General features: G+C 51.1%; 9 protein-coding genes. 7 read left to right on the top strand and 2 right to left on the bottom strand.

The window, feature by feature from the left end; translation table 11 throughout:
- A complete protein-coding gene (gene kynB / locus C6Y45_RS11955; protein ID WP_107585459.1) occupies positions 1-660 on the bottom strand; it encodes an arylformamidase in 660 nt (219 codons plus the stop codon).
- The gene (gene kynU / locus C6Y45_RS11960; protein WP_107585460.1) at positions 657-1,934 is read right to left on the bottom strand and encodes a kynureninase; all 1,278 of its coding nucleotides are present in this window, start codon (positions 1,932-1,934) and stop codon (positions 657-659) included. Before kynU ends, kynB begins: the two co-directional genes overlap by 4 nt.
- A gap of 217 nt (positions 1,935-2,151) precedes the next feature.
- Here kynU and C6Y45_RS11965 point away from each other — a divergent pair, with 217 nt between their 5' ends.
- From C6Y45_RS11965 to C6Y45_RS11995, 7 genes are all read left to right on the top strand, one after another.
- Complete coding sequence (locus tag C6Y45_RS11965) at positions 2,152-2,787, top strand: TetR/AcrR family transcriptional regulator (RefSeq protein WP_107585461.1); 636 nt, start codon at positions 2,152-2,154, stop codon at positions 2,785-2,787.
- A gap of 73 nt (positions 2,788-2,860) precedes the next feature.
- A complete protein-coding gene (gene prfA, locus C6Y45_RS11970; RefSeq protein WP_107585462.1) occupies positions 2,861-3,928 on the top strand; it encodes a peptide chain release factor 1 in 1,068 nt (355 codons plus the stop codon).
- 9 nt (positions 3,929-3,937) lie between these two features.
- Complete coding sequence (prmC, locus tag C6Y45_RS11975) at positions 3,938-4,783, top strand: peptide chain release factor N(5)-glutamine methyltransferase (protein ID WP_107585463.1); 846 nt, start codon at positions 3,938-3,940, stop codon at positions 4,781-4,783.
- A 162-nt stretch (positions 4,784-4,945) separates the two neighbouring features.
- Positions 4,946-6,001, top strand: a complete 1,056-nt coding sequence (locus C6Y45_RS11980) for an L-threonylcarbamoyladenylate synthase (protein ID WP_107585464.1) — start codon at positions 4,946-4,948, stop codon at positions 5,999-6,001.
- Between the two features lie 230 nt (positions 6,002-6,231).
- Complete coding sequence (locus C6Y45_RS11985) at positions 6,232-6,906, top strand: low molecular weight protein arginine phosphatase (RefSeq protein WP_107585465.1); 675 nt, start codon at positions 6,232-6,234, stop codon at positions 6,904-6,906.
- A 54-nt stretch (positions 6,907-6,960) separates the two neighbouring features.
- Positions 6,961-7,404 carry a ribose 5-phosphate isomerase B gene (rpiB, locus tag C6Y45_RS11990; protein WP_107585466.1) on the top strand — a complete coding sequence of 148 codons (444 nt, stop codon included), beginning with the start codon at positions 6,961-6,963 and terminating at the stop codon, positions 7,402-7,404.
- Positions 7,405-7,429: 25 nt separating this feature from the next.
- Positions 7,430-7,966, top strand: coding sequence for a TIGR01440 family protein (locus C6Y45_RS11995; RefSeq protein WP_107585467.1), 537 nt, complete (start codon positions 7,430-7,432; stop codon positions 7,964-7,966).
- Positions 7,967-8,362: the final 396 nt, after the last annotated feature.

An 8,362-nucleotide genomic window follows, 5' to 3' on the forward strand; every position in this document is an offset into this window, starting at 1 on the left:
TCAGTCTCCTTTCTCATTTGGAAGCGGACGGACGACCGCGCGCACCGGGCTGCCGTCTGCACCCTGAAGCGGAAGGGGGAGGGCAATCAGCTCATAGTCCCCGTCCGGCAGATCGTCGAGCATGAGATTCTCCAGAACAGCTGTGCCGGTCTCGAATAACGTATGGTGGGCCTGGACTTCGCGGCTGTCGAGCGGATCGATCGACGGAACATCGACACCGAGCAGTTTGAGGCCGAGCTCTGCTAAAAATAAAGCGCCATCCTCCGTCAGCGCCGGAACAGCTTCCGGGAAGCGCTCCGGCCGGTTCGGGACGGACGTTTTAAGAAGCAGTCGTGCTGTACCGTCCAGATCAAGCGTCCGGAACAGTTTTTCGTCCAGAACGGAAGCGTTGGAAACGTCCACGATGCGTGCCAACCCGAGAAAGGCATGCAGATCGAGATCCAGTATGCCTGCGCCGCGGTCATTCACGTGAAAAGGCGCGTCGGCGTGCGTTCCGGAATGAAGGCTTGTCGTCATGCGGCCGATATTGACGGAGCCGGTTTCCTCTTTTGTTAAAGCGGTCTCGTAGGAGAACGGTGTGTCGCCGGGCCAGTGGGCGGTTTTTTCGTTAAGCGGCTGGGAAATGTCGATCCACGGCCGGCTTTCATCACAGACATTCACGCGACAACCCCCCGTTCATTTTTAAACTTTTTGTACGTCTCCTTCTCCATAATATCTTTCAATGCCTGAACACAGTCCCATACTTCGGTGAACGTATTGTATAAAGCGACGGGTGCCAGACGGATCCCTTTCGGTGAACGGAAATCAGGAACGATTCCGGCTTCCTTCAGCGCCCGGCAGATGCGTGCGGCCTCCGGATGTTCCAGATAAATGTGCCCGCCCCGGCGCTCATCCTCCAGCGGGTTCCGGATGTGAAAACCATAGGAATGAAGCTCCTGATCAACAAGCTCCATGAGAAATCGTGTGAGCTTAAGGGATTTACGGCGGATATTTTCAATGCCTGCCTCTTCAAATATAGGAAGCGAGCCGAGAAGCGGGGCCGTACTCAGCACGTGCGGCGTTCCGATCTGAAAGGCGCCGGCGTCCTCTGCCGGTGTGAGGGTATGTTTCATATCAAACTGGCGGTCTTTATGGGAACTGAACCAGCCGGCAAGTCCCGGTTCTGCCCCGAAATGTTTTTCGTTGACGTAAAGAGCTCCGACGCCTCCCGGGCCGCTGTTTAAATGCTTATACGTACACCAGAAAGCAAAATCGACGCCCCAGTCGCTGAGTTCGTGGGGGAGAGAGCCGATAGAATGACAGAGGTCGAAGCCGATTACGATGCCGCGCTTGTGAGCTTCTTTTGTCAGCCGTTTTATATCGAGAAGCTGGCAGCTGCGGTACAAAACACTCGGCAGCACAATCAGAGCCACCTCGTCTGTCATCGCTTCGATAATTTTTTCTTCATCGATTGTGTGGCCGTCGCTGCTTTTTACTTGAACGAGATGCTCATCCGGATCCAGTCCTTTCAAACGGATCTGGCTTTTCAATGCATAAATGTCGCTTGGAAAGGTGAGGGAGTCTGCAAGAATTTTTGTTTTCCTGCCGGAAGGTTTATAAAAGGTGCCCGCAAGCTGGTGGAGATTAACGGTTGTAGAACCGGTAACAACAACTTCCTCCGGACGGGCGCCGAGAAGCGGAGCCATCTGCGTCCCGAGTTTTTCAGATAAGTAAAACCACGGATGCTCCCCGCCGGTCCATCCGCCGATGCCTTCCTGTTTCCACATGGCGAGCAGATCGAGCGCTGCCTGCTCTGCCCGTTTTGACAGAAGTCCGAGGGAATTGCCGTCAAAATAAATGCTGTTTTCCTGCACATAAAATTCACGGCGGAAGGAGGCAAGAGAATCCTCCATATCAAGTTTCTGCGCGTACTCTCTGGAATGTGTGATCGTCATTCACCTGCTTTCCTAAAAGTCTATTCAGCTGCATTGTATCCTTACGGTGACGAATAGTCAATGACACGATGTCAATTTCAGAAAAAGGGCGTATTGCAGGAGCTGAAATTACGTGTAGAATGGGAAATAGATTAAGACAAAACTGTGTGATTGTTTATTATAAACAGGAAAGAATCCGCGGCCGAACGGAAGCAGAATCGAAAAAAGAGGTGTACGTATGGAGGAGAAGCACGCATTGACAGCGAGAGAAAGAAAGGCATTGAAAACAAAAAATAAACTGCTCGAGGCAGGAAAAAAAGTACTTCTCGAGCAGGGGTTTCAAAAAGCAACCGTCACGCAGATTATCCGGGAAGCAGGGACCGGCTACGGAACAGCGTACGTATATTTTAAAAACAAAGACGAACTGCTTATCGTCCTCATGGAAGACGTCATGGCGAAGTTTTACGACGTGGCCGGCCGGACGTTTGCACCAAAAACGTCCAAAGAAGCCTATCACCTGATTGAGGATCAAGTAAAAAGCTTTCTTTCACTCGCTGTGGAGGAGAGGGATATTCTCCGCGTCGTTAAAGAAGCATCGGGCGTTTCGGAAGCCGTGGCCTCCTACTGGGAGGACGTGCGCAGCCGGTTTATCGGAAGTATCGCCGCAGATATACGGCACGTACAGGAAAAAGGACTCGCCGCGAAACATTTCGATCCCGAATTTACGGCAAGAGCCTGGTACTATGCCAACGAAATGTTTCTCTGGGACGGTGTAAGGGACGGAAGCAGCTTTCCTTCAAAGAAGGTGATTCAGACATTGACGGACCTTTACACAGGTGGCCTGTACAAAGATCAGGAAGGTTCCTCCCATTGATTTTAACGGTTTTTACGCCTATACTGGGAAGAGGTATGAAAGTTGTACGAATTTTAAGGTGAGGTGAAGTTAGGTGTTTGATCGCCTGCAGGCAGTAGAGGACCGTTATAACCAGCTGACAGAGCTGCTTATGGATCCCGACGTAATTAACGACAATAAGAAGCTCCGTGAATATTCCAAGGAGCAGTCCGATATTCAGGAAACAGTAGAAACGTATAAACAGTACAAGGATGTTACAAACCAGTACAATGAAGCGAAAGAAATGCTTCACGACAACCTGGACGAGGAAATGCGTGAAATGGTTAAAATGGAAGTCGACGAGCTCGGCGACCAGATTCCGGAACTGGAGGAAAAGCTGCACGTTCTCCTGATGCCGAAAGACCCGAACGACGATAAAAACGTCATCATCGAAGTACGTGGAGCAGCCGGCGGGGACGAAGCCGCGCTGTTCGCCGGAGACCTGTACCGCATGTACTCCCGGTACGCGGAAAAGCAGAACTGGAAGATCGAAGTGATCGAAGCGAACGAAACAGGACTCGGCGGATTTAAGGAAGTCATTTTCATGGTCAACGGGAAAGGCGCGTTTTCCCGGATGAAATATGAAAACGGAGCACACCGCGTCCAGCGGGTGCCGTCAACTGAATCCGGAGGACGGATCCATACGTCGACCGCAACGGTTGCTGTACTTCCGGAAGCAGAGGAAGTGGAAGTGGACATCCACGACAAGGATATCCGTGTAGATACCTTTACGTCGAGTGGTCCGGGCGGCCAGAGTGTTAACACGACGATGTCCGCTGTCCGTCTGACGCACGTACCGACAGGCGTCGTAGTTTCCTGTCAGGATGAAAAATCCCAGATTAAAAACAAAGAAAAAGCAATGAAAGTGCTGCGTGCACGTATTTACGACAAGTTTCAAAAAGAAGCCCAGGCGGAGTACGACGAACACCGGAAGTCCGCAGTCGGCTCCGGGGACCGCTCCGAGCGGATCCGCACGTATAATTTCCCGCAGAGCCGTGTTACGGACCACCGCATCGGCCTGACGATCCAGAAGCTCGATCAGATTCTTGAAGGAAATCTGGATGAAATTATCGATCCGCTGATTGTCGAAGAACAGTCCCGCCTGATGGAAAACGCGGAGTAGGAGGAAACAATGTCTGTTCCACACGTTCATGAAGCCCTGAAATGGGCTTCTTCTTTTTTGGAAAGCTGGCACCGGGAAAAAGAAATCGGCTATATTCTTCTGGAGTTTCATACCGGATGGAGCCGGTCCCGGCTGCTGGCAGAAATGCAGAGCCCGCTCCCTGATATTACGGCGGCCCGCTTTAAGGAAGACGTCATGAAAGCAGCGGCCGGGACGCCGGTTCAGCATATTACCGGACTGGAAACCTTTTACGGCCGGAACTTCCGGGTCAACCCGGACGTGCTGATCCCCCGCCCGGAAACCGAGGAGCTCATTGAAGCTGTTCTCAAGAACGTTCCGGAAGGCCCACTCCGGGTCGCAGATATCGGTACCGGAAGCGGCATTATTGCGATAACGCTCGCACTGGAGCTTCCGGAAGCAGACGTGACTGCCGTCGATATTTCATCAGAAGCTTTGGAAACAGCCCGTGTGAATGCTTATGCACACGGTGCAGAAGTCCAATTTGAGCAAGGGGATTTATGCGGACCGCTGCTTCAGGCAGAAGCCCCTTTTGACGTCATCGTCTCGAACCCGCCCTATGTTCCGGAAAAGGACAGGGGCAGTATGGATACGAACGTGAAAGACCATGAGCCGGAAGGTGCGCTGTTTGCGGGAGAAGAGGGGCTGGACATCTACCGCCGTCTTGCCGTGCAGCTGCCGTCTGTACTGAAGAACCCCGGTGTCGCAGCGTTTGAAATCGGACATGGTCAGGGAGATGCTGTCCGGGCACTTATTAAAAAGGAGCTTCCGGAAGCTTCCGTAGAACTTCTGCTCGATATTAATGAAAAAGAGCGGATCATACTCGTCCACATATAAACGTTCCCCTGAGTGGATAACTTTTTCAGTCCTCCACACAGTTATCAACAGAAACTGCATCACTTATCCACTGAAATTGTGGATAAGTGATATTTTTCTATCCTGAAGTAGATAGTCATATACGAACATAAAGATAAAAATTTATCTGGAGGTGAATAAGTCATGACTTATCAACACACGATCCACTGGTCTGTGGATAATGATGTGAACAACTTAAAAGGAAGTGTGGAAATTAAGGAAGCTGCACAGAAACTCGCCGCCGGAGAACTTGTTGCTTTTCCGACAGAAACGGTCTATGGACTCGGTGCCAGCGCGCGTTCGCACGCTGCCGTTCAATCTATTTTCAAAGCGAAAGGCCGTCCTTCCGACAACCCGCTGATTGTCCACATCGCACGTGCGGAGGATGTGAATAACTATGTGGAAGAAGTACCTGAAACTGCCTGGAAATTAATGAATTCGTTCTGGCCGGGGCCTTTAACGATCATTCTGCGTCATAACGGTGTGTTATCCACAGGTGTGACAGCCGGCCTGTCGACTGTTGCGCTCCGCATGCCGGATCATCCGGTCGCTCTTGCGCTCATTGAAGCGAGCGGAGAACCTGTCGCAGCACCGAGTGCAAACCGTTCCGGCCGTCCGAGTCCGACGACTGCCGGCCATGTCCGGGAAGATCTCGATGGACGGATTGCCGGCATCGTGGATGGAGGAGCTACCGGGGTCGGTCTGGAATCAACCGTCGTCGACTGTACGCAGGAGCCTGTGATGATTCTGCGTCCCGGAGGGGTGACAAAAAGCCAGCTGGAAGCAGTAGTCGGACAGGTGGATGTAGATCCTTCCCTGCAGGAGACGGCCGCTGAAGAAGCGCCCCGGTCCCCGGGAATGAAATATAAACATTATGCGCCGGAAGCACCCTTGACATTGATTGACGGAGACGAAGCGTTTTTCCACATGTGTATAACTGAAGCGAAAGATAAAGGATCCCGTATCGGAGTAATCGTGGATAAAAAAGAAGCTGCGGACGTGGAGGCCGATAAAACATACCTCCTCGAAAACAGCGATGGAGAAACAGTCGCCCGGGAGCTTTACGCCGCCCTGCGCTATTTCAAAAAAGAGGACGTTGACCATATTTTTATGCGTGTCCAGCCGGAAGACGATATCGGTTTTGCCATCATGAACCGTCTTATCAAAGCTGCCGGAGGCCGCATCCTTTCCCGGAACTGACCGGTACGAACACCGGAGAAGCATTCAGCAGTCAGCAGACAAGTATCCACCAGGCAGGACTGGGGGATGCTTTTTTGTGTGCAGCGAAAGTCGAACAAAAAGGAACACGGCCGGGCCTTTTTTATGACAGAAAAACGTTGAAATATGGTAAACTAGAAGTAAGATTGACCTCTCCGTATAAAGGGTAGAAGGTGGATAAAGTCTTACTATCAGGAAAAGGAAGTGACTCTATGGAGAGAGTGTTATTTATATGTACAGGCAACACGTGCCGCAGTCCGATTGCTGAGGCGATTTTTCAGGAAAAAAGAACGTCTGAACGAATGGAAGCGAAGTCAGCGGGAGTGTCTTCAGTAGAAGGCATGCCGATGTCCGAAGGTGCTAAACAGGCCCTCGCACGCCACGGTCTGATGGAGAGCCACCAGTCCTCTTATTTAACGGAAAGTATGCTTCAGTGGGCAGATCTTATTTTGACGATGACAAAAGCACACAAACAGCTTGTCATAGAAAAATTTCCAAGCTTTGCATCCCGCACGCATACGTTAAAGGAATATGTTATGGATGATGAAGAATCCCTTCAAAAAATGGAGGATCTTAAGAGCCACATGGCTCAGCTCGAGCTCAATAAAGCACGGTTCTTTGCCGAGAAAGAACGCCAGGTGGATCATCCGGATGATCTTGAAAAAGAGCAGTTCAGCGTGGAAGCGCTGGAAAAAGAGCTGAAAGAACAGATTGAGCCGCATGAAATGGCGGTAGAACGACTCGAATGGGAGCTTCCGTCCCCTGACGTACGCGACCCGTTCGGAGGAGACGAGTCCATTTACGAAGCGACGTACCAGGAAGTCGAAGAAGCCGTAGAACGGCTCATACAGAAGATGGGTAATAAAAACAAGCGTTATGACGCCTGATTTTTTAATCACAGGCTGAAATAAAGAAACAGGATTAAGAGGAGAGTGACACGAGTGAAGGTAGTTGTCGGGTCAGACCACGCAGGCTATGCCCTGAAAAAAGAAATTGTACCGGTAATCGAGGAAATGGGCCACGAGGTTATTGATGTCGGAAACGATTCGGGAGATTCCGTGGATTATGCCGATTACGGCATTCCAGCTGCAGAAATGGTAGCCGAAGGAAAAGCAGACAGAGCGGTCGTTATCTGCGGCACAGGTATCGGCATGTCCATTTCCGCCAATAAAGTAAAAGGTATCCGCTGTGCCCTTGTCCACGATTTGTTTACTGCAAAGGCAACACGCGAGCACAACGACACAAACGTTCTCGCAATGGGAGAACGCGTCGTAGGACCAGGAATTGCCCGGGAAATAGTGAAAACGTGGCTCGCAACAGATTTCGAAGGCGGACGCCACGAGCGCCGCGTAGAAAAAATTATGACTTACGAAAGCCGGGCATAATTTTTTAAAAAGGAGTGTGCGTACCATGGCAAAGCTGAAGGAAGACCTCAGCAGGGCGCTGGATGAACTTCAGGAAAAAGCACACCTGGAAGCAGGCGAGTTATTTATCATCGGAACGAGCACGAGTGAAGTCATTGGAGAGCATATTGGCAAAGCCGGTACGACAGAAGTAGCCGAACTTCTCTGGGACGCCTTTTCGGATTTTCAGAAAAAAACCGGTGTCCATCTCGCTTTTCAATGCTGTGAGCATCTCAACAGAGCCGTGATGATCGAAAAGGAAACAGCCGATAAATACGGAATGGAAATCGTCAACGCACGCCCGGTGCCGGAAGCCGGCGGCTCCATGGCTGCCTATGCTTTCGGAAAAATGCAGAACCCGGTACTCACGGAGCAGGTAGCTGCCCATGCCGGCATCGATATCGGTGACACGTTCATCGGTATGCATTTAAAGCGCGTAGCGATTCCAGTACGAACTTCGATCAAACAAATCGGCGAAGCCCACACGACGTTTGCCCGCACCCGGCCGAAATTAATCGGCGGGCCGCGAGCTAAATACACGTAAACAAAAAGAGCTGTCCTGAATGTTCATCAGGCAGTTCTTTTTTTGTTGGAAAAAATGTCATTAAGCAGGTGAGAAGTCATCGGAGGTCCCCGAAGTTGGTAGAATTCTACGGAGAGTTGGTAGAAAAACGGGGGCGGGTGGTAGAATTCCCGGCAGTTGGTAGAAATACAGCGAAAGTTGGCAGTATTCCGGGGGACGGTTGGAACTATTTGTGGTTCTGTCAATAAAGTAGACAAAAGTCTATCAACTTTTTTCCCTCGCTCCGCCTTTTTTTCCTACTCCTGCAGGCCTTCGTGCCATCAGCCGGCCTGCGCCCTGATAGAAGGGGCTATCTCTCCTTTTTTCTGTCGTTCGAACGCAGCCGGCGTCTCATAGCCCAGCGTGGAGTGCAGCCGT

Origin of the sequence: Alkalicoccus saliphilus, from assembly GCF_003044065.1 — a bacterium.
Classification (GTDB): domain Bacteria; phylum Bacillota; class Bacilli; order Bacillales; family Salisediminibacteriaceae; genus Alkalicoccus; species Alkalicoccus saliphilus.